A 24089-nucleotide genomic window follows, 5' to 3' on the forward strand; every position below is an offset into this window, starting at 1 on the left:
GGCTTACCGGTTATTTCATGTGGGTATGACCCGCCTGGAAGCAGTGCAACGCACAGGCTGAGCCTTTGTAACTGTCATGGACATTACCAATCTTGTTGCCCTTCGCATCGAAAATGTCGCACGTATTGTCTGGGTTGTCCTTAATAGTGAACATCAGCTCGCCATTCGCATTCATGTAGGTTTTGCCGTCTTTGCCGATCTTGCCCATTTTTTTGCCAGTCTTCGCATCCACAAGGTTGCCTTGTCCATCTACAAAGGCGATTTTTTGGCCTTTCGCATCCATAATCATCTGGTCTTTGGAAACTGTGCCAACGGCTTTGCCGGACCCATCTTTGATCTGCCCGGTGGCGTTAATACTCATCGGTTGTTTGTAGTTGGCCGATTGAGCGAACAACAGCGAAGGCAGGGCCACTAGCAGGGCCAACATCATAAATACGGTTAGTTTGGTTTTCATGGTATTATTTGTGTTTGAGTGATTAAACAGGCTTGACTGCATAGTGCAAAGCCAGTATTCCGAGGAGCGTGTTGACCTAACTGGTCTGAGTAATCTGTCGAAAACCCACATCGTAGAGCCTATTGTGCGTTTTCATAAAATCACTGCTTCTTTTCCCACTCAGCAATGAGCCGGTTGTTGAGCGTGACGTACTCCGTAAATTTTTCCTGACCAGCCACCTCTGCCGATTTACGGGCGGCTGCAATGGCCCCTTTGTAGTCACCTGCGCGGGCTAAGAGCTTAGCTTTAAGATGCAGGTAGTTGAACGCCGGTTTCAGTTCGACCGCCTTCGTTACCCACGTCAGGGCTTGCTTTGTATCTTTCTCCTGATCGAAGTAGTACAGCGCGGCCTGATAGTACAGTCCGGGCTTATCTTCTTTTTTGACGGTAATGCGGTCCTGAATCTCCGCTGTAATCCGTTCGTCGGCATTGCTGACGATGGGGAAATAGACCGATGTATTCGCCCAGGTCAGAAAGATGGTAGCCTGGTTACGGACCAAATCCTGCACCTCAATGGTGAACGACTCATAAAACCGGGCCGATGAATCAGTTTTGACGGAGAACCGCATCACATCGTTTTTCTCATCGTACCCATCCAGCCCGTGGCCACCAACGTGCTTGTTGAGAATGATGGTCCATTCACCTCGATTTGGAATGGTAAAGAGCGAATAACTACCGGCAGGGAGGAGTTTACCACCAACCGTTAGCGGATCGGTAATCGTGAGTATCGTGGCATCGGACGCACCTGTGCGCCAGATTTTACCATAAGGCACCAGCCCACCGAAGACAGTCCGGCCTTTTACCGCCGGACGTGCATAGGCGATGGTCAGGTCCGTGAAGCCAACTTTCTGTTTGATCGTCGCCGATGGTGATGGTTCCGGTAAGCTCAGTTGCGCCAGAGCTGGTTGAGAAAAGAGTCCCGCCAGAAGCGCGAACGATGCAATTGCCTTGTGTCGTGAGTTCATGAATCGTGTTAGTATTTGAGTACAATACCATTAGGCTTTTTGCCGACTGTGATATCGTTGATTTTAGTGCGTTTGGCCACGTCTACCACCGATACCGTAGCCGCCCCCTGATTGGTGATGTAAGCCGTTGTACCGTCTTTGGAGAAGGCAATGGCATGAGCGTCAAGGCCCGTCTGAACCTCACTCATCTTCATCCAGCTACCATTCATGCGCTCAAAAATGACAACATTGGTTCCCGTGCCTGCCTGGCTGACCCAGAGTTCGTTACGGGTAGGATGATAAGCCGCGTAACCAGGCGTGAAACCCAACTTAACCGTTTCCACAACGGATAAGGTCGCTACGTCGATCACGCTAATGCTTTGGCCTTTTTCGTTATCAACGTACATTTTGCCATCGGCTCCCGGCCAGGCTCCTACCGGGTCATCGCCCACCGGAATGGTTTTGGCAACCGACTTGTCGGCGACTTTAATGACCGAGACCGAATTGCTCATACCATTAGCTACGAATGCATAGAGACCATTAGCCGACATCGTTACCTCGGCGGGTTCCATGCCAACGGCGATGGTATTCTTCAGAGCCATCGTTGCGGCATTATACACTAATACCTTTCCAGCGTCATCCATCTGCGAGGTCCAGATTTCGGAACCATCGGCCGAAAACACGGCGTTGTGGTTCATCACCGGTGTTTGCTGATTGACCGTCGTCGCGCCCGTTTTAGGATCTACCACCAGCACTCGGCCCTTCATGCCCGACGTGCCACCGGCATGGCCTGCGCTGAGGTCCATACCCGGTACGCCCACGCCGAGTTTACTGCCATCGGGAGATAGATAGATGTGGTGCGGCCACATGACCATATCGGTCATCGTCATGCCGCCATGCCCGCCCGACGCTTCGCCGAAGGAGATGGTTTCTTTCACTTGCCGGCTTGAGAGGTCAATTACCGATAGGCTGTTTCCCTCGGCGTTGACTACGTAAGCAGCCGGATAGTTGATGTTTAGCTCAGCTTGCATGGACGACATATCGTGCATATTGCATGCCGACAATCCCAGCAGGGGCAATAAGGCCGCCATCGACAACGACCGCCCGGTGATCCGGTTATTCATAAAAAAGATAGTTTAGTGGAAATATTTTCTGACAGGCAACCGAAAGCATGGTTCCTTTAGGAACCGCTCAGGTTGGACAAAAGCAAACCGTAGGGGACGTTTTGGCCGGTACAGCTGCTAGTTGCGTGGGCGGATAACCGCATTCAGCGGGACCGCACAGAAAACCCGCCGACAGGGACGTTTAAATCCGTCCGCCAGCGAGTAAGCACAGGAATTGGTGGCTTAAATAAGCCAGGTACACAGGGAAGTCAGCCGAAATCGACCCGTTCGATAAAGGGGAGTGTCGGCCAGAGAGGGAACGGGTTTCGCCGAAGGGGAAGGCAGCAGAGCCGCCAGCAAAAGCCGGAATTGGGGATTAGGTAGAAAATCCGCTGGCTGAGGAGCCGGTAACGGATGATAGTCAGCGACAAAACTGCTCACGTCGAGGTGTTCGTAGGTGAGCGTTGTTTTGCAGCAGGCTGCTCTTTTGACGATTGGCTCGCCTGAAACCGGAGCCGATACTTCGTCAGATTGGCAATGTTTAGGGCAATTTCTTTGGGCTTCCAGCAGGGTCTTCGAGTGACCGCGCAGTTGACACCAGTGCTCTACCATACCAAAGCCCATGCTGCTCACCAGAACCAGAATGGCCAGCCAGCAACAAATGAGTTGGGTATGAAGAGGTGTGCGCATTCGATACACGTTTACGGGAACAAAGGTAAACGCTTTGAAACAGGAATGATTTACAGGATTCGCTAGGGTAATTACAAAATTTATGGAAGTTGCCCAAATTAATAGCCAACGGGAAAGTCTATTCAACTTATCTACTGATTATCAGTTGGAATGAAGGTAAACCAAACTAAAAACGACTATGGCAACTTCTTTGGCCTCCCAACAATACCAGGATTGCATCGACGCTTGTCAGGATTGCGCCGTGAGCTGCGATGCCTGCGCCGAAGCCTGTCTCGGCGAACAAGACGTGATTATGATGGTGGATTGTATTCGGCTCGACCGTGATTGCGCCAAAATCTGCTACATGGCCATCTCCTTTATGGCCAGCGGTAGTCAGCACGCGGCTGATGTCTGTCAGCTATGCGCTCATATCTGCGAAGCCTGCGCGGCTGAGTGCGAAAAACACGGCCATCATGCCGACCATTGTCGGCAGTGCGCTGAAGCCTGCCGCCGGTGCGCCGAGGCTTGCCGCCAAATGGCACAAGGGGCGCATAGCATGGCAGCCTAACCATCGATTTGCTGAATACCCCGCTTACTTTATTCAGGAGCGGGTTATTCGGTTTCCTTTTTGACTACCTGTTGCATAAGTCTTTACCGTACCTTTGCTGCTGTGAAGTGGTTGACCCTCCTGTTGTCCGTCTATCTCCTCGGCCTGTCCCTTTGGCCCTGTGCGGATGAACCGCTGCTCCTTACCGGGCAGTCGGGGATAGCTATGGTTTTGTCTGTCACAACTACGGAGTCGAATGCCGGTCATCACCACGAGCATGATGCCTGTTCACCATTTTGTACCTGCGCCTGCTGCACGGCCACTATTACCGTTTTCAGCCACTTCAGCTACTCGCTCCTACCTTCGGTCGAAATCGTACCGATGGATGTAGTCTCGTTTCATTACGTGTCGGCTCCCTTGTCCGATACGCTTACGGCCATCTGGCAACCCCCCAAACTCCGGGTCTGAACCCCCTTTCCATTCACTGCTGATTACTCCGCAATACCTGGCTCGATAGAGCTGGTTGTGCGATTAGCGCGTGTATGGCATCCTTCTATTATCCATTTGTTCAGATCCGTTTATGCTGGATTCCATTATCCGTTTTTCCATTCGGAATAAACTCATTATTGGCCTGTTTACGCTGGCCTTAGTCGTGTGGGGCGGTTACTCGCTCTCTCGGCTACCAATCGATGCCCTGCCCGACATCACCAACAATCAGGTGCAGGTCATCACCCGAAGCCCCTCGCTGGCGGCTCAGGAAATCGAACGGCTCGTGACCTTTCCCATCGAGCAAACGATGGCCACCATACCCCAGATCGTAGAAATTCGCTCGTTTTCGCGCTTTGGACTGTCGGTCGTTACCCTTGTCTTTACCGACAAAACCGACCTATACTGGGCCAGGCAGCAAATCAGCGAACGTCTGGTCGATGCCCGAAGCCAAATCCCGGTGGGTACAGGCGAACCCACCATCGGCCCCGTTTCAACGGGTTTGGGCGAGATTTACCAGTACGTAATTTATGCCAAACCCGGCTACGAAAACCGTTACTCGCCAACCGAACTGCGTTCCATTCAAGATTGGGTCGTCCGTCGGCAACTGCTGGGTACGCCCGGAGTGGCCGATGTAAGCAGTTTTGGCGGTTTGCTGAAACAGTACGAAATCGCTATCGACCCGGATCGGCTGCGCTCGTATGGCCTGAGTATTGGCGATCTGTTTACCGCCCTTTCGCGCAACAACCAGAACACGGGCGGAGCCTATATCGACAAAAAACCGAGTGCTTATTTTATCCGTACCGAGGGTCTGGTGACCAACTTAGACGACATTGGACGGATTGTGGTTCGGCGCACGGCGGGCCGAACGCCGGTGCTGATTCGCGATGTGGCCACGGTGCAGTTTGGCTCGGCGGTACGCTACGGTGCCTTAACTCGCAACGGCGAAGGCGAAGCCGTGGGCGCATTGGTACTCATGCTCAAGGGTGAAAACGCCAACCAGGTAATTGGGCGGGTGAAAACCCGAATTGATCAGATTCGGCGGACCCTACCTGAAGGTGTCGATATTCACGCGTTTCTCGACCGCTCCGAACTGGTAGGTCGGGCCATTGGTACCGTGACTAAAAACTTGATCGAAGGCGCGTTGATTGTCATTTTTGTCCTAATTCTGTTCTTGGGCAACCTACGGGCGGGGCTGATTGTGGCTTCGGTGATTCCGCTGGCGATGCTCTTTGCCGTCAGCCTAATGAACTTCTTTGGCGTGTCAGGAAACCTGATGAGTTTGGGGGCTATTGACTTTGGGTTGATCGTGGATGGAGCCGTCATCATCGTGGAAGCGTCGCTGCACCACTTGGGCCTGGTCAAACTATCGAGGCTCACGCAGGAGCAGATGGACGAAGAAGTCTATGAATCGGCGAGCCGGATACGTACCTCGGCGGCTTTCGGCGAGATCATTATCTTGATCGTGTATCTGCCCATTCTGGCTCTGGTGGGCATCGAAGGTAAGATGTTTGGACCGATGGCGCAGGTGGTCGCCTTTGCCATTGCGGGGGCATTTATTCTCTCGCTGACCTACGTACCCATGATGTCGGCTCTGTTTCTGAGCAAGACCATTGCCCACAAACCAACCATCTCCGACCGGATGATGGCGGTTTTTCACCGGGGTTACGAACCCGTGCTGCGGGGAGCCATGCGGATGAAAACCCTCGTGCTGGTACTATCCGTTGCCTTGCTGGGCGGGGCCGTTTGGCTCTTTACCACGCTGGGCGGTGAGTTTATTCCTCAACTCAACGAAGGCGATTTTGCCGTTGAAGTCCGGGTACGTACTGGCAGTTCGCTAAGCCAGACCATTGACAAATCGTTGCAGGCAGGGAAGCTACTGAGGAAGCAGTTCCCCGAAGTGCGCGAGGTAATCGGCAAGATCGGTGCGGGTGAGATTCCGACCGACCCGATGCCCGTCGAAGCCTGCGACCTGATGGTGATTCTTAAGCCACAGGACGAGTGGACATCAGCGGGCAATATGGAGGAACTGGCCTCTAAAATGGCCGAAGCCCTCGAAGCTATTCCGGGCGTTGAGTTTGGCTTTCAGCAGCCCATTCAAATGCGGTTCAACGAACTGATTTCGGGGGCGAAACAGGACGTAGCCGTCAAGATTTTCGGTGAAGACCTAGCCGAACTGACCCGGCTGGCAGGTCAGGTAAAGGGCCTGGTTAGCAACGTATCGGGGGCAACAGACCTGTATGTAGAGCAGGTGTCGGGCTTACCTCAGATTGTGGTACAGGTAGACCGAGAGGCCCTAGCCCGCTACGGCCTGAGCGTGGAGGAAATGAACCAAACGGTCTCGGCGGCTTTTGCCGGTCAGAGCGCAGGCTTAGTGTATGAGGGCGAACGACGCTATGACCTCACCGTGCGGCTGGCTCAGAATCAGCGGAGCAGCATCGAAGACGTTCGCGCCCTGACCATTCCCGTGCCCGATGGACCCGCCGTGCCACTGTCGCAACTGGCCAGTGTGGAGCTTAGGCCCGGCCCCAACCAGATTCAGCGCGAAGATGCCAAACGGCGTCTCACGGTGGGCTTTAACGTGCGGGGCCGCGACGTGGAGAGCGTGGTACTGGAATTGCAGCAAAAAGTAAACGCTCAGATCAAGTTTCCGCCCGGCTATTACGTCACCTACGGCGGACAGTTCGAGAACCTGATCGAAGCCCGCGACCGGCTGTCTATCGCTGTGCCAGGGGCCCTGGCCCTGATTTTTGGGCTCCTGTTTCTCACGTTCGGGTCGGTGCGGCAATCCCTGCTGATTTTCTCGGCTATTCCACTGGCGGCTATCGGCGGGGTGCTGGCCTTGTGGCTGCGCGATATGCCGTTCAGTATCTCGGCGGGTGTTGGGTTCATTGCTCTTTTTGGGGTGGCCGTGCTGAACGGTATCGTGCTCATTGGCGAATTCAACCGGCTACGGTTGGCGGGTGAAACGGACTTGGTGAAGGTTATTTTTGAGGGAACCGCTGTGCGGCTGCGGCCCGTGCTGATGACCGCAACGGTGGCTTCGCTGGGTTTTCTGCCTATGGCTCTGTCGAGTTCAGCCGGGGCCGAGGTACAGAAACCATTAGCCACAGTGGTCATTGGCGGACTCATCACGGCTACGTTGCTGACCCTGTTTGTGTTGCCGGTATTGTATGTACTGATTGAACGGCGGTTTGGTAAAAATTTCGGTCGATCCAAACCCCAGGCAAAACCAGAAACAGGACCTGTTCCGGTAGCGAACTGGCTGCTGATCGGGCTAATTGGGCTGGGTACGTTGGGTTTGCTAACAGCTCAGGCTCAAGTCACGGCGCAGCCAAGCGTGGCCCGACCAAATCCGACCCAAACAAGCAATGGGGGCGGTCTTTCGCTGGTGCAGGCATTGCAACAGGCATCGTCCAATAACCCTCAATTACGGGTATCGCAACTAAACATCGGCTACCAGCAATCGCTGCGGGCAACGGCGGGCGATGTCGGCAAAACCGATGTTGGCCTGACGCTGGGGCAGTACAATAGCCGCTATTTCGACCAGTCGTTTACGGTGGGGCAGCGGTTGCCCAACCCGGCCTTAGTGCGGGGGCTGCGTTCGCTGGCCGATGCCCGCACCGCCGGGGCCGAAGTCGAAGGGCGGCTGACCCGCGCTGACCTGGCCCGGCAGGTGAAAGCCACCTACTACCAGCTTTGGTACGTGCAGTCGCTGGCGGGTTTTCTGCGGAGTCAGGACAGTTTATTTGCCGCCATTGCGCGGGGCGCGGAAGTCCGGCGAAGAACCGGCGAGGGAACGCTATTGGAACAGACAGCCGCCGACGTTCAACGCCAACAGGCAAAAACGGCCTTGAGCCAGAACGCCTTAGACGCGCAGATTCTGGCCCGGCAGTTGCAAACCCTGCTGGCCTCACCCGCCCTGCCTACCATTCCTGATACGCTCCTGACCGAGCGACCGCTGCCCGTCGTGGATGCGGAGTGGCTGGCGCAAAACCCCGAACTGACCCTGCTTGGGCAACAAATCGAGATCGCCCGGCGCGAAACCGACCTGGAAGCCGCCCGGCTCAAACCCGATTTCACGGTGGGCCTCACCAACCAGTCGCTACAGGGCGTTCAAACGCTACCCAATGGGGCCGGTGATCGGTTCTATGGATTCGGCAGTCGCTTTACCTACGGGCAGTTGGGCGTTTCGATCCCCCTGTTCGCCAAAGCGGGTAAGGCCCGCGTGGCCTCCGCCCGCATCGGACAAGAACGGGCCGAAGCGCAACGCGTGGCCCGGCAACGGAGCTTAGAGGGCGACGTAGCCACGACCATTCAGGGTTACCAGAAAGACCGGCAGGCCCTGACCTACTACCGCGAATCGGCCCTGCCCCAGGCCGCGCTGATTCGGGAGCAGGTCACCAAAGCGTACCGGGCGGGCGAAATCGGCTATGTCGAATTGCTGCAAAACCTCCGAACCGTCAGCGAGATTCAGACAGGCTACTTAGCGGCTCTCAATGACTTAAATCAAACCTTAATCAATCTCGACTTTTTGTTGGGACGAATCGACTAATGAAACGAATCCACCTGATTATCAGTCATAGTCTTTTGTTCGCGCTGCTCACCGGAGCCTCGTGTAAACAGAAGCCCGAAGAAGCCAAAAGCGACGGGGCAACCGCTAAATCAGATACCGCCACCGCCGAAGGTGCTGAAGAAGCGGGTTTAATCGAACTGACCGAGGCCCAGTACCAGACCGTCGGCGTGAAGCTGGGCCGGTTGGAGCAACGGCAAATGAGCCAGTTGATTCGCGTCAACGGCTCGCTGACGGTGCCGCCCGGTCAACAGGTGTCGGTATCGTCGTCCTACGGCGGCATTCTGAAATCAGCCAATTTGCTGGCTGGTTCGCCCGTTCGGCAGGGCCAAACGCTGGCCGTCCTGGAAAACCCGGAGTTTATCCGTATCCAGCAGGAATACTTAGAAACGATCAGCCAACTCACCTACCAACAGCAGGAATACGAGCGGCAGCGCGAACTAAGCCGCGAGAACGTGGGTGCCCTAAAAACGCTGCAACAGGCTACGGCTCAACTGGGTACATTGCGGGCGCGGGTGGGCGGGCTTCGGCAGCAACTCGCCCTGCTGGGTTTGAACCCGGCCAAACTCACCCCCGAAACCATCACCCGCACCATCAGCGTTCGGGCACCCATCGGCGGTACGCTCACGCAGGTTAACGTAAACCGGGGGAGCTACGTAGCGGCTAACGACGCGTTGTTCGAACTCATGAACACCGCCGGGCTGCTGGCTGAACTGACCGTGTTTGAGGGTGATCTGGCCCGGATGCAGATTGGTCAGCGGGTTCGGTTGTCGGTCGTCGGTGTAGCGGGCGAACGGACGGGGCGCATCAAACTCATCAACCGGGAAGTCAGCGCTGACCGCACGGTGAAAGTCTATGCGAGTTTAGACAACCCGGCTTCGGGGGCCCTGCGTCCAGGTACGTTTGTCAAAGCAGTGATCGAGACGGGCGCGGCTACCGAACCGGCCCTGCCTGAACCGGCGGTTGTTCAATCGGGTAACAACAGCCAGATTTTTGTATTTGCCGGTAAGGAAGACCACGAAGGTACCACCCACTACCGATTTCGGCCCGTGCCCGTGCGAGCGGGCGCGACACAGAATGGCTACCGGGCCATCACGCTGCCCACTGGCGTAGCGGCCGATGCACAGGTCGTTTTGACGGGTGCGTATGATATTCTGTCGGCTAGTGCCGGCGGAGAAGAAGGGGGCGAACATGGGCACTAACCGCATGGAACGTACCGACTCTGTATTACTAACGCCAACGGGTAACAAGGTCCATCTGCACACCCGCGATGCCATTCGCAGCGTGCGGGTAGATCACCTGGTATCAGAAAACGAGTTTACATTCGCCCACTACCCGGCCCTTTCACTATCCATTGCTGATGAAGCAGGTTTGATACTGTGGAGCGAGGAGGTATATGCCTATACGCTATCGGAGAACCCGGAGATAGCCCTGATTGGGCGCACGTTCGCAGTTTGGGAAAGCCTGACCATCGGCATCGAGACCCACGGAGAAGCTTTTGATTTTTCGATTCGGGTGTATTACACGTTAAACCCAGATTGAGATAAATTCTTATTCGGTTTTGCTATGACTCCTTTGTTTCAACAGATCATTACCTACGCGCTACTGCCAACCCTGGCCCTGACGGGCGGGGGGCTACTAGCTCTGTTTATCCGCTTTGGGCTTCAGGCCCGTTCGGCCATTCTGCATTTTGCGGCCGGGGTGGTATTCTCGGTCGTAGCGGTTGAGATTCTGCCCGACGTCGTGAGGCTGCACAGCCCGGCCCTAACCGCTGTAGGATTCGCGTTGGGAATCGGGCTGATGCTGTTGATTCGTTCCCTGACCGCAACCCCGGAAAGCCCCGAAACAGAGACCCTCGCTTCAACGCCCCGCTTACCAACGGCGTTTCTGCTGGCTATCGGGGTCGATCTGTTTATAGATGGGCTGCTGTTAGGGATTGGCTTCGCGGCCGGGGCCAAAGAAGGCGTGTTGCTGGCGGTCGCTTTGGCCGTGGAAGTACTGTCGCTGGGACTGGCTACCGCTACCTCCTTGCAGGAAAAAGGGCTGTCCAACGCCCGGATTATGGGTTTGCTGACCGGGATGTCGGCCCTGTTCTTTGGAAGTGCGCTGGCGGGGGCCACCCTGTTGCATAACCTGCCCGAGACGGGTTTAGACCTTGTGTTGTCATTTGGTTTGGCCGCCCTGCTGTTTTTAGTGACCGAAGAATTGCTGGTGGAAGCCCACGAAGCGGAAGAAAAACCCTGGTTAACGGCTATGTTCTTTGGTGGTTTTTTACTGTTTCTGATTTTGGGTATGGTTGCCTGACACTACACTTAAAACGTATTTCCGTGCCCAATAAAACAACGTACCAACCTAGGCTAACTGCCTTATTCCGTTCTCTGATCGCTCTGGGTGTCGGGATTTCGATCTGGTTTCTGACAGCAAATCGGCTGGTTTGGCAAACCCGACTACTGGTAAGCTGGCTGGTCTATGCCCTGGTGGTACTGGGACTGATCTGGCTTGTGATTGGCCGGGCTAATGCCCGTCAGGTTGCCGAGCGGGAAGACGAAAGCCGACCAGTTATTTTTCTATTTACCGTGGGCGGAGCGTTAGTGAGTTTGTTTGCCGTAGTCCTGTTGCTGGGGTCACTACAGGGGTTGTCGTCGGCAGAAATCCTCCGGCACGTTGCCCTTTCGGGTCTGACCGTCGTTAGCTCTTGGCTGCTCACGCACAGCACGTTCACGCTGCATTACGCACACTTATACTATAACCCCGATGATAGTCAGCGCAGGGGTGGCCTGGATTTCCCCGGTAACGAGCCGCCGGACTACCTCGATTTTGCCTACTACTCGTTTGTGGTAGGCATGACGTTTCAAGTTTCCGATGTGGTCATCACATCCCGTCGGCTTCGGCGGCTGACACTGCTGCACGGTTTATTGTCGTTTGCGTTCAACACACTTATCATCGCCCTAACTATTAGTGCCGTTTCCAGCTTGTTATGAATGACACAACCAGTCTGAAAGCAAACAAAGAAAGTCATCCAGCGGCACTTGTATAAAATAGATATGCGGTTTGCCCGAACCTACTCAACCAGAAAAACACCAATCGAATGCTTTGGAACCTATTGATAGGCAGCGTTTTACTGGGATCGGTCCACGCAGCCATTCCCAACCACTGGTTGCCGGTGGTGCTGATTGGCCGTGCCGAAAACTGGTCGGAACGCGAAACGCTGGGGGTGGTAGCCCTGAGCGGATTCTTTCATACACTCAGTACGGTGGTGCTGGGTATCGTCATCGGGGCCATTGGCGTGGAGGTATCGGAGCAGCTCGAAGCCCAGACACGGCTAATTGCCTCGCTGCTGCTGGTGTTTATGGGGCTGATCTACTTTGCCATGCACGACGCTAATGCTCCCCACGAACATGTACCCAAAGGGCTGGCGGGCCGCTCAAAAACGACCATCATTACCACGCTGTCGGTGGCCATGCTGTTCTCGCCCTGCCTGGAAATTGAAACGTTCTTTTTCACGGCAGGTACGCTGGGCTGGACCGCCATCAGCACACTGGCCATAACCTATACCGTTGTGACCATCGCCTGTATGGTGGGGCTAACGGCTCTCTCGTACCGGGGGCTGGCCCGCGTCAACTGGCACTGGCTCGACCATAACGAGAAACGCCTGACCGGCGGCATTTTGATTGCTCTGGGCATTTTCACTTTTTTCATTGAACTCTAAAACTATTTATGGCACACGATCACGATCATGAGGGTCACGACCACGGCGACGGTGAGGATATCGACCTGATCGAAGAAGGCACTACGCCCGCAGCCGACGCTGCTCCGGCTAAAAAAGGCCCTGAACAAACCTGGCGTACCTACGCCCCTGCCGTCATTAGTCTGGTGCTGCTGCTGGGCGGCATTGCGCTTGACAATTACGCTCAATCCTGGTTCAAGGACCCCATCCGGCTTATCTGGTACGTGGTGGCCTACCTGCCCGTTGGCTGGCCGGTGCTCAAACGGGCCTGGAGCAGCATCCTTCGTGGCGATGTCTTTACCGAATTTTTCCTGATGGGCGTGGCTACGCTCGGTGCATTTGGTATCCGCGAATATCCCGAAGGCGTGGCGGTCATGCTGTTTTACACCATCGGCGAGTTGTTTCAGGATGCCGCCGTACTGCGGGCACGTCGCAGTATCAAAGCCCTGCTGGATGTACGTCCCGACGAAGTGACAGTACTCAAAAATGGACAGGCGCAAACCGTAAAAGCCGCGACGGTGGGCGTTGGCGATGTGATTCAGATCAAAGCAGGCGAAAAAGTAGGGCTGGATGGCACCATGCGTTCTCCCTCTGGTACGTTCGATACGGCAGCCCTGACAGGGGAAAGCGTACCTCGCACGATTGAAAAAGGCGAAGCGGTACTAGCGGGTATGATTAACCGGCAGTCGCTGGTGGAGATGGATGTCACCACGCTCTATCAGGATTCCAAGCTGTCACGGATTCTTAAACTGGTACAACAAGCCACAGGCCGGAAAGCGCAGACCCAGGAGTTCATTGCCCGCTTCGCCAAAATCTACACCCCAGCTATCTGTGGGCTGGCTCTACTGATTACCGTTGTGCCCTACTTCTTTGTGGCTGATTATCAGTTTGCAGACTGGTTGTATCGGGGTTTGGTCTTTCTGGTCATTGGTTGTCCGTGCGCGCTGGTGATCTCCATTCCGCTGGGTTACTTCGGCGGCATTGGCGCTGGGTCGAAGCAGGGTATCCTGTTTAAAGGCTCCGTGTTTCTGGATCTAATGACGCAGGTCAAAACTGTCGTCATGGACAAGACAGGTACGTTGACCAAAGGCGTTTTTAAGGTGCAGGAAGTCAAACCCGTTAGTCTCGACGCCACCGAATTAGCGCGTTTAACAGCCGCGCTGGAAAGCAAATCGACTCATCCGGTCGCCACAGCCATCATTGAATATGCCGGAAAAGGGTACGAGTCGGTGACCGTTGACAACGTGGAGGAAATTGCCGGGCATGGTCTGAAGGGGATCGTCGATGGAAAAGAAATGTTGGCCGGCAATGCGAAACTACTTCGCAAATTCAACGTATCATTTGATGAAGCCCTGACTCAAATTCCGTTTACAATCGTCATGACGGCCATTAATGGAACATTTGCAGGCTATTTCACCATCGCCGACGAAGTGAAAACCGATGCTGCCGATGCTGTAAAACGCTTGAAAGTCGATGGTATTCGTACCGTGATGCTGTCGGGCGATAAAGCGGCCGTGGTTGAAGCCGTCGCCAAACAGGTGGGTGTAGACGAGTGGCATGGCGATCTGCTGCCCGAAGACAAAGTAACCCAAGTTGAGCGGCTCAAAGCCGAATTAGCGGGCAACCCTAAAGCAAAGCTGGCCTTTGTGGGCGACGGGGTGAACGACGCGCCGGTAGTCGCGCTGGCCGATGTAGGTATGGCGATGGGCGGTCTTGGCTCGGATGCCACTATCGAAACCGCCGATGTCATTATTCAGAACGACGAACCCAGTAAAATTGCCACAGCCATCGACATTGGCCGGGCTACGCGCCGGATCGTCTGGCAGAATATTACGCTGTCAATGGTTGTCAAAGCTATTGTGCTGGTGCTAGGCGCGGGTGGGTTGGCCACCATGTGGGAAGCCGTTTTTGCCGATGTGGGTGTAGCAATGCTGGCAATTTTAAACGCCGTGCGGGTACAGAACCTCAAGTTTAAGTAAGCTCTGAAACAAAGAAACACCCCGCAGCCTATAGGTTGCGGGGTGTTTCTTTGTTTCAGAGCTATGAAATCTACTCACGCCAATTAGGCCACTGGATCGCTGTGGCCGCTGGTGTCGTGGGTCTCGGCGTGGTGTTCCGCAGCCGCCTGTGCATGCTGATCGGCTAAATTGTGATGACCATAGCCCACATAAGCCTCGTGGGCCTCTTTTTCGTGATCACCTGCATCGTGAAGTTGCTGGGCTTTCTCGTGATACTCGGCAGCTTTACGGAAGTGGTAAGCGGCCTCTTTATGATGTTCATGTGCCATACTAAACGTTGATATAGTGAATACTGAATACTCCTTTAAGAACTGTCTGATCTGGTCAATGTTCGTCTCTCCAAATTAATAAGTCATTAAGAACCCCTGGCACCTCTGCTATTAATTATGAGATATAGTGTAGACCTTCACAGGAGCCGGTCAATACGTAGTTGCCGTAGACTTTATGGACCAAAAACACCAGGACGGTTTATGGCCGCACAGTAAGCGTCAGAGACATCCTCTTATAATAGCTTGATGGCCCTGACGCTTACCGACTGATCAAAAACCGCCCCGGATGGGCGGTCAGTAGCCGGTCATTCGTCAGTGTCGCAATCCAAATTGAGTCGGCACCCTCGCCCCGCCCGATTAGCTCGCCTTGATGATTATACAGCAGAAAACCACGTTGTTGACCACAGTAGCGGCACAGATGCAACACGAACACTTCCTGCCCTTGCTGTCGGGCCTGATGCACCTCCCAGCCATAATGATAGGGTGCCCACGATTGGGCGTTCTGAATCATCTGGTTTAGCCAGCGGAGTTTACGGGTTGGTTGTTCGCACCAATGGCGGTGGTGCGCCTGTATAATCGGGCGCGGTTGCGATTGACCAATACTCAGGGACAGCGCAAGACAGCACAGCAGTTTCATGGCAACGGGGTTTAGGAGTACACATAGCCAGGACGTTGAGAGTAAGCATATTGGGGACTATACGTTGCGCGTTATAGCCCCTAATCAGTTAGAAGTACGTTGAAAAGCCAAACTGAAACCCGGCGGTGCGAGCGGGCGGATTGCCCAGTAAATCGGTTTGCCAGTGGTAGCGGTAGTTTCCCCGAATCACCGTTGTGGGCGAGGGACGAAAGCTCAGGCCCGGCACAATGGCCCACAGATCATCCCGCAGCGGATCACCGGTCTCAGCGAACGTACCCACGTTGTAATCGACCCGCTCGACGCGAAGGGCTGCGTTGACGACGGCTTTTTTCCAGCCAAACATGGTTTTCTTCACCAGCGGATGCACAATGTCTACCCAGCCGCCCTGCTGCATCCGGCCAAATTGCTGGGTGTAGGTGGCGGGGACGTTGATGCTGGCCCACACGAATTCGCTGTTGATAAATGTACCCGTGGGCAGGGTTGTGTTAAAATCCAGTGCCCACACATCGACCCGCCGACGTTGATCGAGTACCAGCCCATCAATCTGGAATTTATTGTACACCCCTCCCATCCACGACAAGCCGATTTCGCCCCATTTACGTCGTTTGAAGGCTGTCTTGAGCGTCACCAGCGGCACTCCATTGAAGCTCTCATCGAAGCGGTCACGGTTGGCTTTGGTGGCGGGCAGGAACGTGCGGTTCTGGCCGTTGGCAATGATCTGATCATCGAAGCCGTTGGTCAGATACGCTTCGTACGCCCATACCCAGTTAGCAGTGTACTTCTTACCATACAGGCCAAAGCCCACATTGCTCCAGGTGGAGGGAATAATCGTCACCGACGAAATAGGCCGGTCGATAAACTCCCACTTAGGGCCATCGTGGTTCTGGTTAAACGACCCAATCGGGTTCATAATGATGCCCCCGCGCAGGTTCAGCAGCGGAGTCAATTCGATGTCCATTGCGGCAAACTCGATGTTGATTTCCTTCGTACCGTCTTCAAACTCAATCTCGGAGAGAAACTTGATCCGCCGGTTGATACTCGATGCCAGGAAAATGGTCATCCGGCGGGCCTGAAACGAGAGGCCATCGGTTTTGCCATTGGTCTGCATATATTGAGTGTTGGCTTCCAGATAGCCCCCAATCGACACAGGGGCCTTCGTCGACGTCAGAAAGGGGCGGTCATACGTAGCATCCATGTTGATCTTGAGTGCTCCCTTCTCCTGTTTACCCTTGCGAAGCGTGGAATCCCGGTAAAACAGATCGGCAAACGCTTTGGGCATGGGGGTCGAATCAGCGGGTATCGGCTTAGTCACCGTCACCGCCGAAGTAGTCGTAACTGAGGTCGAAACGGGTCGGGCCGCGTCAGGTTGTGCATAAGCAGCCACCTGCACCAGTACAGACCCAATCAGAAAATAGAGTGTTTTCATCATCAGGCGATATTGATGTAGATGTATTGTTCGTCGGTTGTCACATTGTATCGCTTCAGGCTATCCTCGGCGGGACCTTCCGTTACCCGCCCGTCGGTGTCGTATTCGCTGCCGTGGGCAGGGCACGACAGGTAGCCGTCGTGAGCGTTGAGGTCATTACCCTGATGGGTGCATTGCATCAGCACCGCCGTGTAGTTGTCGCCACCAACCCGGCGCAGATAAATCGGGTGGGTCTGATTCTTCATTTCAACAACCATAAACGGGCGTTGCCGTTTGCCGTTGGAATCAAGGTCAAACTCTTTCTTACTGATCTGAATAGACCAGCCTTTGATGCGCGGGGCCTGGGCGTAATAGACGCTCGCGCAGCTCGATAGGGCGGCCGTTAGCACCGATGTACTCAGGCAGGCCATCCCGCAGGTTTTCAAAAAGTCCTGCCGGTTTAGTGTTACTTCTTTTTTCATGTGCGAAAGGCTCGGACTGGCGATCCAGTTGAGGTTAAAGAGAATCCAGGAAACGAAGTAGTTTGCCGCGTTCGGCTTCGGCCAGTTTGGCGTACTTCTCTACGCTCCGGCTGGCCTCGCCCCCGTGCAGGCGGATGGCTTCGTCTACGGAGTGAGCGCGGCCATCGTGGAGCAGGAACACCCGCCCGCCCTGCGAATTCTGCGATAGGCCCAGACCCCACAGGGCGGGTGTCTTCCACTCGGCGGTTTTAGCCATTCCTTCGGTGTAGCCGTCGTCAAGGCCCGCGCCCATATCGTGTAGTAGCAGGTCGGTATAGGGCGAGAAAGACCGGTTGGTCAGCGCGGCTACATCCGATTGCCCTGTTTTCCAGTCGGGCGTATGGCATTTGCCGCAATCCAGACTGATAAACAGTTGCTTACCCGCTACTACTACCGGGTCGGTGGGAGTACGTTGCACGGGCGTTTTCAGCACCCGCAGGTAAAACACCACCGCATTGACTTTCGCCGACGATACCTCCGGGTCATCTACGCCATCGCCCGCCTGCCCCGATACATTGTAATTGATCGGGTCTTCGGAGTCGAATTCGGAGGTGATGCCCATATCCTGCTTGTAGGCGTTGACTGTTTGGTGCAGCAGGTCAATCGCTGCTGCCTTCTTGCCAAACCGCCCAACATACCTGTCATTTCTTTCTACGTGGAACCATTGCGGTTTGAAGTAATGGGGGGCGTGAATCCAGTTGGGTACGCCCGAAACACCGTCTCCGTCGCGGTCGTTCGGATCGGCATTCGCCAGAATCTGCTCGTCGGAAAGGGCGGCCAGCAGGCCCAGTCCGGTATTGGCTGGTGGCGTAAACTTAGAGAAAGGCGCACCCGCAGGCAGTGATTCGGCTGTATGACCCGGAATGGCCCGGTTTTGCAGTTGCGGGCCACCCTGCTCCATAAACCGATTACCCGTATCGTCGTGCTGCCCGAAGCGGGTGAGGGTGGTGAAGGGCGTTCCCTTCCCATCACCGGCATGGCAGGAGCCGCAGGAACTGGCAACGAAAATAGGCCCCAGGCCAGTGGCAGGGATAAAAATGTCGCGGTTGAACGCGGCATCGCCCAGCGCAAACCGGGCATTCTGTTCCGGGGTTAGCTCGGCAATTGGCCCGTCGAGCAGGGCATCGTCGGCAGGAGCTGCTGGCAACAGGGCCTCGCAGGCCACTGCCACGAACACAAGTACCGACAGCACCAGATACAGTAGTGTTATCTTCTTCATCAAAAAGCAGGAAAAAGGTGAATACAGTGGCACCGTACACCCCGGTCGTCATGAACCAGTGGCTACTCAGTGCCAGAACCAGACCAGCGGGGTCTGTTAATACCGGAAAGAGAGCAGGGAGGGCGGGCCGCGTAGCGTGGGCCGGGCCAGATATATTGTTCGTACCTTAGATGTAGGCGCAACAGGAACGGACTGGATGATAAAGCGCAGGGGCAGCAGTAGAAAGGCGACCAGCAGCGCAAAGGTGGGTACGAAAGCCGCGTTGCTGACCGCATCCAGCAGAAGCAATTCGTGGGTCGTATGCGGGTTAGCCGACAGCGGACACGACTTAGCAAATAGATTGTAGGGGTGCGCGTGGGTAACAATCTGCCCGTTGGCCAGACGGTGGGCATGGCGGAATACCACCGAGTTGATTTGCATCAACAGGAGTAAGCCCAGCAGGAGCCGGGCAATCCGTTGCCGTATGGGCGCGTGAGCTAACAAGTTGCTTTTGAAGGCATTCGGTGCAATCTACTGAAAATTCGTATAGGTACAATTTCCTATTCATTTCAACGTTAGCGTACATTGCACTATAAAGGATGCACACTCTCTTCTGAAATGAAAATTCTTTATCAACTGGCCGCTATTTTACTCATCACTGGCGGCACAATGGCCACGCGCAGTAAGCACACAACTTACGCAGACACATACAAAGTGGATGTGTCGAAAAGCAGCCTGCACTGGAAAGCCAGGAAAGTGACGGGTGAGCATATGGGTACGGTAAAGCTCACTGATGGCGCATTGCTATTCGATGATAACAAGCTGACGGGCGGACAATTTACGTTTGACATGAACAGCATTGTCTGCACCGACCTAACCGATCAGGAATACAACGCTAAACTGATCGGGCACCTGAAGTCCGATGATTTCTTTTCGACAGGCAAGCATCCGACCTCCTCATTTACAATCACGAAGGTGATGCCGAAGGGAGCCTCAACGTACCTGGTGACGGGTAACATGCGGATCAAAGGGATTTCTAATGCCCTAACATTTCCCGTTCGGGTGAAACAAGATGGAGCCACGGTAGAAGCGCAGGGCAAAGTGACGCTCGACCGAACCAAATACGACATCAAGTACGGCTCAACATCTTTCTTTGACGCCCTTGGCGACAAAGCGATCTATGATGATTTTGATATTGAACTGAAACTACTAGCTAACCAGTGACTAGTCCATTATTTGAATAAACACTAAGTGTTACATTGGTTCGCTCGACAACTTGTAGAATGCATAATCATCATCGCTCAAATTCAGCCGCATAAACTCATCCATACCGAAGTCATTTCGTTCCAGCACGTAGCGACGGAATGGCCAGCTACGCTTCGCTTCTACTAACCCACGGCCTCGTTCGCCCTCCCGTATTCGGTCGTTTGGTAACCCCTCCAGATACTCCTCAAAATATATTTTTAGTAACTCGTTGGCTGACTGGCTCTCTTGCTTGGCCGATAGCTGTTGTTCCAGCCATTCAAGCAGATCTTCCGGCATCTTAGCCGTTTGGTTCAGCCCGGCTACATCCTTAAATTGGTATTGGTAAGAATAACCTGCATTGCCGATACGAAATTGCCGTGCCCAGAACTCCCGTTCTTCCGGGGGATACGCTGTCAACCGCTCGGCCTGTATCTGATTGTATTTTTCGATAGGGTGACGCATGGTTATTCGTAGCTGAAGTGAACGTTGAATTTATCAGGGTCACTGTAGATCGTACCGTCTGCTTCGCTTTGGTAGTAAATAGTACTATCAGTTTTGCTTTGAGGCAACTCGCCGAAGTGAGCACGCTTTACCCTATAAATTTGAGCATACTCCAATTTAATTCGTTCTCTCTCAGCAGGCAGTTGATTCTTGAGAATCACATCGAAGAGAACGCCATCCTCTACCATTTCAGGATTCCATAGTGCATCATAATTTAAAAAAAGTGGCGTGTGATGCCATCGGAATACTGTCCGCTCAGTTGGCGGCTGAATATCAAAGTAGTTTGAATAGATCCAGTAGAAACATTCGGGGTCTTTAATGTCCTCTACCATTTTTTGCAGCATATCCGGCAACTGGTCCGTTATTTCTAACATATGTTTAATGTCCTATAGCTTTCAGGAAATAAGTGAAATCCTTTCGTTACTCCTCCTAAAATAAGTAATATTTTTTGTCAAGTCGTAACCCTCACTTGACAACCAATATATCTTTCCACCGAGTTGTGTAACAGGGCGATACCCATTGCTGCTTAGTTCTCCATGTTGGGTCATAGCCTTGAGCAGCAAGACGTACTTTGTCACGACCGTGCCGATGATTTAGCAGATCGACTGTCTTATATAGTTTGACAAGTTGCTCGTCACGTGCGTCGCAGAAAAAGGATGGCTGACGATGACTGTCAGGTACAAGTTCGGAAAGTATAATTCCTACCTTCTGATACGCATACCCAAACTGATAAATTGACTTAAGGGCTGCTAGAGCATAGGTAACCAATTCTGCATTGCTGGATGTCGGATGCGGAAGTTTTAAGGTTCGACTACCATAATATTGCTTGGCCAATTCGCCATTAGGAGATCGACGGAATCGATTTGTGTGGAGGAATACAGTCAACGTGCCAGCTGCGGATCTCTGTTTACGAAGTTTCTGAGCTGCACGAGCCAGGTACGTAGTCATTCCCTGAACGATAGTGTCATAATCAGGCACTAATCGACCAAAGCTGGGTGCCGAACAGATGGACTTTTTCGCTGGCGCATCAACTTCAATAAGCTTACACGGCATCCCTCTTAACTCGTACGCTAAACGGAGACCATTTACGGTAAGGTGTTGATTGATCCAGTCATCGGGTGCATCTCGAAACTGAGCTGCCGTGCGGATGTCGTTACAACGAAGTAAACTAGCATAACGGTGGCCAACTCCCCAAAGATCCGAAACACTAAATTCACGAAGTACATCATCAATTTTATCCGCATTATCGAGCAGCAAAACCCCTTCATGCTCTTCCACCCGCTTGGCAAAGAAGTTCGCGACTTTACATAGAGTTTTTGTAGAAGCAAAGCCAATTGAAACGGGAATTCGGTGCCATTGCGCAATAGTCTGCCGCAACTCCTGGCCAAATTGATTCAGGTCCGGGTAGATCGGCCCATAACCCGTCAAGTCCATAAAAGCCTCATCAATTGAATAGATCTCAACCTCCTCCACAAAACGCCCAATAGTAGCCATGATGCGCGCTGACATGTCGCCGTATAGGGTATAATTGGATGAAAAGACCTTGATGTCATGTTGTTGTCGCAACTCTTCCAATTGAAAGTAAGGCGTACCCATTTTTATGCCCAGTGCTTTTGCCTCATTTGAGCGCGCTATCACACAGCCGTCATTATTTGAAAGCACAACAACTATTTGGTTTTCAAGCGAATAATCAAAACTTCGTTCGCATGAAACATACATATTGTTTACGTCGATCAGCCCTATCATATTGAATTACTTACTTTTTCTGGATCACGTATGTGACTACTCCGACTACCCGAAGTTCGTCACCCGAGCGAACTGGTATTGGTTGATAAGACTGGTTTGATGAGTGTAATGCTAATTTCCTCTTCTGGCCACCGATGCGTTTCAAAGCATATTCATTGTTTAACCAGGCGACGACAATCGATTTAGGGGCCGATATTTTCGACGAGTCAAAGATGATAATATCGCCCCGATCAATACGGTCTCCAAGCATACTGTTACTACCGACTCGTGCAAAATAGGTAGCCTCTTGATTCTGGATAAAACGTTGGTTTAGATCAGCAACCGGCTCGATGGAGCATTCCTGTATCGAGCGCCGATTAGTATCTGGAATTGTAGATCGAACGACAAAGGTGACAACGCCGAAAATCTCGAAGTCATCGCCCGGATGTATGTAAATGGGATCGAAGGCTGAGTTCGAGGGTAACAGTACTTTCATCTGTTCGACAAACTGAAGTTGTCGAATAAGTGTGTCTTCATTCAGCCGAGCCACGACCAGCCTACCGGCAACTAGTGATCTGCTTGTGTCAAAGATGATTATATCTCCCTTCTCAATCCGATCATCAAGGAGGCCATCGTCATTCATTGATAAAAGGTATGTATCATCTGGATTGATGATACACAGATCGTTGACATCACAGACGCGCTCCAGAAAATTTTCGGCAGGACTGGGAAAACTCGCCTGGATATAATAGCTGAAGAACGGGATCTGATACCGGTCTTTGATATGCACCTGCACACAACCGGATGGTAAAGATCGGGGTTCGATTACGCTCATAGCCTTATGTTATAAGTAAAATATATAACAAGCAGCTATAATATAGTTTTGTTATTACGAATGCAAATTTTTGTTTACAACGACTACTCTCACTGTTCGAGTAAATGCAATAACCGACTCATCGCGCTCTGCTTTTCAGTCTCACCGAGCCCGTAAAAATGAACAGAATTATTGACCATTCGAACACCGTCCCAACGTCCCATACTATCTCGGTAAATGACGCTGTAACCCGACAGATCACCTACCTCAGCACGGATTTCTGCTAATACATAATCAATGTCGTTCGTGACACTCCTGTTACCAAGATCGAGATCAATGATCGTAATTATGTTTCCTTCAACGGTATACGTGTAGTCGGCAGCAAATGGCCTATTTGTGGTTTTACGATTCATTCCAGGGACGGATTATCTACAATTTACACGGATGCCAAAATAATTTAGTTGATCACGGAACTGCTCACAATTTAACTTGCGATGGTTCAGTACAGCTTGCCTAAGCTGTTGCTTCGTGTATCGGCCGCCCGGGGTCAAGCCATTTGCTTCACAAAAATCAACCAGTGCTTCGTTTGAAAAACGACTCCCAGCTCCAACTCTGAGTACGACTCCCGCTTGTTCTTCCTGTATACGAGTGGTTAATCTTTGCCTCAGTTCAACAATCGCCTTTTCTACAGTTACCCCAAAGCCGATGTCGCCCCAACAGACTATGGCGTAATCCCAAATCGCATCGATTAGTAACCGTTTGTATAACGTTGCCTGCCCAATCCGATGTGCAACCACTACAGTTAAGTACCCATTTTGCTGAATGGTGGCGATGGCTTTATTCTCATCCAACTGGTAGTTGATCTTAAAGAAACGGCCAACTGTTCTGATCAGCCAGTCCCCTGACCACTTGTCAACGAGTATGCTTCTGACTAGTCTTCCCCATTCAGCTTTACCCTGGTAAAAATGAACGACCGCTTGCTCGCGATCAACCGTAAGCCGGAAATCACCCACAATCGCGTAAGTGTTGGGAGGTTCGTTTGTCTGTAAATTATATAAAGAAGTCTCCTGCTGCATAAATCGAAATCGACGCATAGGGCAAATCAAAACACAGCCTAACGTCGATCGGCCTAAGGCTGCCCCGCCAAATATACGCCATTTGGTGCAAGAGATAGACGGGTAACGGACGTGTGAACGGAGTAAGGGTAGTCGTTT

General features: G+C 53.0%; 26 protein-coding genes and 1 pseudogene. 11 read left to right on the plus strand and 16 right to left on the minus strand.

Annotated features, from left to right (window positions below; genetic code table 11):
• Positions 1–10: 10 nt before the first annotated feature.
• From ACAW87_RS23680 to ACAW87_RS23695, 4 genes are all read right to left on the minus strand, one after another.
• Entirely contained in the window at positions 11–454 is a 444-nt protein-coding gene (locus ACAW87_RS23680; protein ID WP_370726132.1) for a 5-fold beta-flower protein, read from the minus strand.
• Between the two features lie 140 nt (positions 455–594).
• Positions 595–1458, minus strand: a complete 864-nt coding sequence (locus ACAW87_RS23685) for a DUF2911 domain-containing protein (protein ID WP_370726133.1) — start codon at positions 1456–1458, stop codon at positions 595–597.
• Between the two features lie 8 nt (positions 1459–1466).
• Positions 1467–2561, minus strand: a complete 1095-nt coding sequence (locus tag ACAW87_RS23690; RefSeq protein ID WP_370726134.1) for a YncE family protein — start codon at positions 2559–2561, stop codon at positions 1467–1469.
• A 222-nt stretch (positions 2562–2783) separates the two neighbouring features.
• The gene (locus tag ACAW87_RS23695) at positions 2784–3230 is read right to left on the minus strand and encodes an HYC_CC_PP family protein (RefSeq protein WP_370726135.1); all 447 of its coding nucleotides are present in this window, start codon (positions 3228–3230) and stop codon (positions 2784–2786) included.
• Between the two features lie 178 nt (positions 3231–3408).
• On the opposite strand from ACAW87_RS23695, the pseudogene ACAW87_RS25785 reads away from it, so the two are divergent.
• The 10 genes and pseudogenes from ACAW87_RS25785 to ACAW87_RS23740 form a co-directional block, all read left to right on the plus strand.
• A pseudogene (locus ACAW87_RS25785) lies at positions 3409–3690 on the plus strand (four-helix bundle copper-binding protein); the annotation flags it as partial.
• Complete coding sequence (locus ACAW87_RS25790; RefSeq protein ID WP_502918446.1) at positions 3683–3841, plus strand: hypothetical protein; 159 nt, start codon at positions 3683–3685, stop codon at positions 3839–3841. The pseudogene ACAW87_RS25785 and the gene ACAW87_RS25790, both read left to right, overlap by 8 nt.
• Positions 3842–3879: 38 nt before the next feature.
• Entirely contained in the window at positions 3880–4224 is a 345-nt protein-coding gene (locus ACAW87_RS23705) for a DUF6660 family protein (RefSeq protein ID WP_370726136.1), read from the plus strand.
• Positions 4225–4336: 112 nt separating this feature from the next.
• A complete protein-coding gene (locus ACAW87_RS23710) occupies positions 4337–8797 on the plus strand; it encodes a CusA/CzcA family heavy metal efflux RND transporter (protein WP_370726137.1) in 4461 nt (1486 codons plus the stop codon).
• Complete coding sequence (locus ACAW87_RS23715) at positions 8797–10017, plus strand: efflux RND transporter periplasmic adaptor subunit (protein WP_370726138.1); 1221 nt, start codon at positions 8797–8799, stop codon at positions 10015–10017. Before ACAW87_RS23710 ends, ACAW87_RS23715 begins: the two co-directional genes overlap by 1 nt.
• A 4-nt stretch (positions 10018–10021) precedes the next feature.
• Complete coding sequence (locus ACAW87_RS23720; protein WP_370726139.1) at positions 10022–10357, plus strand: hypothetical protein; 336 nt, start codon at positions 10022–10024, stop codon at positions 10355–10357.
• A 24-nt stretch (positions 10358–10381) separates the two neighbouring features.
• Positions 10382–11119: a ZIP family metal transporter gene (locus tag ACAW87_RS23725; RefSeq protein WP_370726140.1), complete on the plus strand. Its 738-nt coding sequence runs from the start codon at positions 10382–10384 to the stop codon at positions 11117–11119.
• Between the two features lie 23 nt (positions 11120–11142).
• Entirely contained in the window at positions 11143–11796 is a 654-nt protein-coding gene (locus ACAW87_RS23730; RefSeq protein WP_370726141.1) for a DUF1345 domain-containing protein, read from the plus strand.
• Positions 11797–11903: 107 nt separating this feature from the next.
• On the plus strand, positions 11904–12524 hold the full coding sequence (locus tag ACAW87_RS23735) for a hypothetical protein (RefSeq protein ID WP_370726142.1): 621 nt from the start codon (positions 11904–11906) through the stop codon (positions 12522–12524).
• Between the two features lie 8 nt (positions 12525–12532).
• Positions 12533–14521 (plus strand): heavy metal translocating P-type ATPase, encoded by a 1989-nt coding sequence (locus tag ACAW87_RS23740; RefSeq protein WP_370726143.1) that lies wholly within the window; start codon positions 12533–12535, stop codon positions 14519–14521.
• A gap of 83 nt (positions 14522–14604) precedes the next feature.
• Here the strand turns inward: ACAW87_RS23740 and ACAW87_RS23745 are convergent, their stop codons facing one another.
• The 6 genes from ACAW87_RS23745 to ACAW87_RS23770 form a co-directional block, all read right to left on the minus strand.
• Positions 14605–14829, minus strand: coding sequence for a hypothetical protein (locus ACAW87_RS23745; protein ID WP_370726144.1), 225 nt, complete (start codon positions 14827–14829; stop codon positions 14605–14607).
• Positions 14830–15088: 259 nt separating this feature from the next.
• A complete protein-coding gene (locus ACAW87_RS23750) occupies positions 15089–15466 on the minus strand; it encodes a hypothetical protein (RefSeq protein WP_370726145.1) in 378 nt (125 codons plus the stop codon).
• A gap of 88 nt (positions 15467–15554) precedes the next feature.
• Positions 15555–16895, minus strand: coding sequence for a hypothetical protein (locus ACAW87_RS23755; protein WP_370726146.1), 1341 nt, complete (start codon positions 16893–16895; stop codon positions 15555–15557).
• Positions 16895–17353 carry a QcrA and Rieske domain-containing protein gene (locus tag ACAW87_RS23760; protein ID WP_370726147.1) on the minus strand — a complete coding sequence of 153 codons (459 nt, stop codon included), beginning with the start codon at positions 17351–17353 and terminating at the stop codon, positions 16895–16897. The genes ACAW87_RS23755 and ACAW87_RS23760 overlap by 1 nt, the downstream gene beginning before the upstream one ends.
• 34 nt (positions 17354–17387) lie before the next feature.
• A complete protein-coding gene (locus ACAW87_RS23765) occupies positions 17388–18611 on the minus strand; it encodes a di-heme oxidoredictase family protein (RefSeq protein ID WP_370726148.1) in 1224 nt (407 codons plus the stop codon).
• A gap of 96 nt (positions 18612–18707) precedes the next feature.
• Positions 18708–19094 carry a DUF8478 family putative metalloprotein gene (locus ACAW87_RS23770; protein ID WP_370726149.1) on the minus strand — a complete coding sequence of 129 codons (387 nt, stop codon included), beginning with the start codon at positions 19092–19094 and terminating at the stop codon, positions 18708–18710.
• 114 nt (positions 19095–19208) lie between these two features.
• Between ACAW87_RS23770 and ACAW87_RS23775 the strand changes: the two genes are divergently transcribed.
• The gene (locus ACAW87_RS23775; protein WP_370726150.1) at positions 19209–19814 is read left to right on the plus strand and encodes a YceI family protein; all 606 of its coding nucleotides are present in this window, start codon (positions 19209–19211) and stop codon (positions 19812–19814) included.
• A 30-nt stretch (positions 19815–19844) separates the two neighbouring features.
• On the opposite strand, the gene ACAW87_RS23780 is transcribed toward ACAW87_RS23775, so the two are convergent.
• The 6 genes from ACAW87_RS23780 to ACAW87_RS23805 form a co-directional block, all read right to left on the minus strand.
• Positions 19845–20297 carry a hypothetical protein gene (locus tag ACAW87_RS23780; protein ID WP_370726151.1) on the minus strand — a complete coding sequence of 151 codons (453 nt, stop codon included), beginning with the start codon at positions 20295–20297 and terminating at the stop codon, positions 19845–19847.
• A gap of 2 nt (positions 20298–20299) precedes the next feature.
• Entirely contained in the window at positions 20300–20710 is a 411-nt protein-coding gene (locus tag ACAW87_RS23785) for a hypothetical protein (RefSeq protein WP_370726152.1), read from the minus strand.
• Positions 20711–20801: 91 nt separating this feature from the next.
• Entirely contained in the window at positions 20802–22082 is a 1281-nt protein-coding gene (locus ACAW87_RS23790; RefSeq protein ID WP_370726154.1) for a Y-family DNA polymerase, read from the minus strand.
• 10 nt (positions 22083–22092) lie between these two features.
• Positions 22093–22896, minus strand: a complete 804-nt coding sequence (locus ACAW87_RS23795) for a S24 family peptidase (RefSeq protein WP_370726155.1) — start codon at positions 22894–22896, stop codon at positions 22093–22095.
• A gap of 89 nt (positions 22897–22985) precedes the next feature.
• Positions 22986–23288, minus strand: coding sequence for a hypothetical protein (locus ACAW87_RS23800; protein ID WP_370726156.1), 303 nt, complete (start codon positions 23286–23288; stop codon positions 22986–22988).
• 12 nt (positions 23289–23300) lie between these two features.
• Positions 23301–23969 (minus strand): hypothetical protein, encoded by a 669-nt coding sequence (locus ACAW87_RS23805; RefSeq protein WP_370726157.1) that lies wholly within the window; start codon positions 23967–23969, stop codon positions 23301–23303.
• Positions 23970–24089 lie beyond the last annotated feature (120 nt).

Origin of the sequence: Fibrella aquatica (assembly GCF_041321135.1) — a bacterium.
Taxonomy (GTDB): domain Bacteria; phylum Bacteroidota; class Bacteroidia; order Cytophagales; family Spirosomataceae; genus Fibrella; species Fibrella aquatica.

Bases quoted from the DNA above. Each gene is read 5' to 3' on its own strand.
- ACAW87_RS23710 (WP_370726137.1), top strand. From the start codon at position 4,337: ATGCTGGATTCCATTATCCGTTTTTCCATTCGGAATAAACTCATTATT.
- ACAW87_RS23755 (WP_370726146.1), bottom strand. From the start codon at position 16,895: ATGATGAAAACACTCTATTTTCTGATTGGGTCTGTACTGGTGCAGGTG.
- ACAW87_RS25790 (WP_502918446.1), top strand. From the start codon at position 3,683: ATGCCGACCATTGTCGGCAGTGCGCTGAAGCCTGCCGCCGGTGCGCCG.
- ACAW87_RS23735 (WP_370726142.1), top strand. From the start codon at position 11,904: ATGCTTTGGAACCTATTGATAGGCAGCGTTTTACTGGGATCGGTCCAC.
- ACAW87_RS23775 (WP_370726150.1), top strand. From the start codon at position 19,209: ATGAAAATTCTTTATCAACTGGCCGCTATTTTACTCATCACTGGCGGC.
- ACAW87_RS23800 (WP_370726156.1), bottom strand. From the start codon at position 23,288: ATGAATCGTAAAACCACAAATAGGCCATTTGCTGCCGACTACACGTAT.
- ACAW87_RS23765 (WP_370726148.1), bottom strand. From the start codon at position 18,611: ATGAAGAAGATAACACTACTGTATCTGGTGCTGTCGGTACTTGTGTTC.
- ACAW87_RS23795 (WP_370726155.1), bottom strand. From the start codon at position 22,896: ATGAGCGTAATCGAACCCCGATCTTTACCATCCGGTTGTGTGCAGGTG.
- ACAW87_RS23685 (WP_370726133.1), bottom strand. From the start codon at position 1,458: ATGAACTCACGACACAAGGCAATTGCATCGTTCGCGCTTCTGGCGGGA.
- ACAW87_RS23750 (WP_370726145.1), bottom strand. From the start codon at position 15,466: ATGAAACTGCTGTGCTGTCTTGCGCTGTCCCTGAGTATTGGTCAATCG.
- ACAW87_RS23790 (WP_370726154.1), bottom strand. From the start codon at position 22,082: ATGATAGGGCTGATCGACGTAAACAATATGTATGTTTCATGCGAACGA.
- ACAW87_RS23680 (WP_370726132.1), bottom strand. From the start codon at position 454: ATGAAAACCAAACTAACCGTATTTATGATGTTGGCCCTGCTAGTGGCC.
- ACAW87_RS23745 (WP_370726144.1), bottom strand. From the start codon at position 14,829: ATGGCACATGAACATCATAAAGAGGCCGCTTACCACTTCCGTAAAGCT.
- ACAW87_RS23740 (WP_370726143.1), top strand. From the start codon at position 12,533: ATGGCACACGATCACGATCATGAGGGTCACGACCACGGCGACGGTGAG.
- ACAW87_RS23690 (WP_370726134.1), bottom strand. From the start codon at position 2,561: ATGAATAACCGGATCACCGGGCGGTCGTTGTCGATGGCGGCCTTATTG.
- ACAW87_RS23785 (WP_370726152.1), bottom strand. From the start codon at position 20,710: ATGTTAGAAATAACGGACCAGTTGCCGGATATGCTGCAAAAAATGGTA.
- ACAW87_RS23720 (WP_370726139.1), top strand. From the start codon at position 10,022: ATGGAACGTACCGACTCTGTATTACTAACGCCAACGGGTAACAAGGTC.
- ACAW87_RS23805 (WP_370726157.1), bottom strand. From the start codon at position 23,969: ATGCGTCGATTTCGATTTATGCAGCAGGAGACTTCTTTATATAATTTA.
- ACAW87_RS23760 (WP_370726147.1), bottom strand. From the start codon at position 17,353: ATGAAAAAAGAAGTAACACTAAACCGGCAGGACTTTTTGAAAACCTGC.
- ACAW87_RS23725 (WP_370726140.1), top strand. From the start codon at position 10,382: ATGACTCCTTTGTTTCAACAGATCATTACCTACGCGCTACTGCCAACC.
- ACAW87_RS23695 (WP_370726135.1), bottom strand. From the start codon at position 3,230: ATGCGCACACCTCTTCATACCCAACTCATTTGTTGCTGGCTGGCCATT.
- ACAW87_RS23715 (WP_370726138.1), top strand. From the start codon at position 8,797: ATGAAACGAATCCACCTGATTATCAGTCATAGTCTTTTGTTCGCGCTG.
- ACAW87_RS23780 (WP_370726151.1), bottom strand. From the start codon at position 20,297: ATGCGTCACCCTATCGAAAAATACAATCAGATACAGGCCGAGCGGTTG.